Source organism: Duganella lactea (genome assembly GCF_009857505.1).
GTDB lineage: Bacteria > Pseudomonadota > Gammaproteobacteria > Burkholderiales > Burkholderiaceae_D > Rugamonas > Rugamonas lactea.
In genome coordinates, this window is record NZ_WWCP01000091.1 from 1 (window position 1) to 1036 (window position 1036).

Sequence of the window (1036 nt, forward strand, 5' to 3'; positions counted from 1 at the left end):
GGCGTCGGTGGCGTCCGCCGCCGCGCGGGGCGCGGTCGCGTCGGCGCCTGTCGCGGTGCCGGCCGCGCCACCGGCTGTGTCGCCGTCGGGCAATGACAGCGCGGCGGCCTTGCGCCAGCTGGCCGGCTTGTGGGGGCTGACGCTGACCGCCGGCGATCCGTGTTCGACGGCGGCGCGCGCCAATCTGCGCTGCCTGCAGGCGAAGGGGGGCATCGAGGACGTGCGTCTGCTCGACCGGCCGGCGATGCTGAAGCTGCACGACGATCCGGTCGCGCCCAACTATGTGCTGCTGACCGCGCTCGACGGCGAGCAGGCTACCATCGTGGTGGCCGGCGGCCAGTCGCGCACGCTCAGTGTGGCGGCGCTGGCGGCGCGCTATGACGGCGAGTTCACCACGTTCTGGCGCGCGCCGCGCGCGTGGCGCGACGAGGTGCGCGGCGGCGATCAGGGGGCCGACGTCGATTGGCTGGCCAGGCGGCTGGCGCAAATTTATGCCTTGCCCAAGCCGCCGGACAATCAGCCGCTGGACGCGGCCTTGCGCAAGCGCCTGCTCGAATTCCAGGCGGCGCAGAACCTCAAGGCCGACGGCGTGGCCGGGCCGAAAACGTTTATCCGCCTGTATCAGCTGGGCGGCGTGCAGGAGCCGCGCCTGCGCTGATCGGGCGGCGTCGGTATGATGATGCGATATCGGATTCATTTATAGCTATGTCTTATATTTTGGAAGCCTTGAAGAAGGCGCAGGCGGAACGTCAACTGGGCAACGCGCCCACCATTCATGCGCCGACCTTGCAGGCGGCGGAGCCGCGTCCGGCCGCGCGTTTCAGCGCGCCGATGCTGGCGGCGGTGGTGGGCATGGCGGCGGTGATCGGTGTGCTGCTGGTGCTGGTGTGGCGGCCATCGGAGCCGGTGGCGCCGGCCAGCGCGCCACAGCGGGCTGCGCCACCGGTCGCGCCGGCGACCATGGCTGCCGTCGAGCCGGCGCCTTTGCCGGTGCCGGTGGCGGATTTGCCGCCGTCGGTGGCCAATCTGGCGCGCG

At 71.5% G+C, this 1036-nt stretch carries 1 protein-coding gene and 1 pseudogene; both read left to right on the forward strand.

Annotated elements, in window-relative coordinates; genetic code table 11:
* The coding region (locus tag GTP44_RS26790) for a peptidoglycan-binding domain-containing protein (protein WP_161021802.1) at positions 1–658 on the forward strand (658 nt) is incomplete at its 5' end.
* 47 nt (positions 659–705) lie between these two features.
* Positions 706–1036, forward strand: a pseudogene (locus GTP44_RS26795) (general secretion pathway protein GspB); the annotation flags it as partial.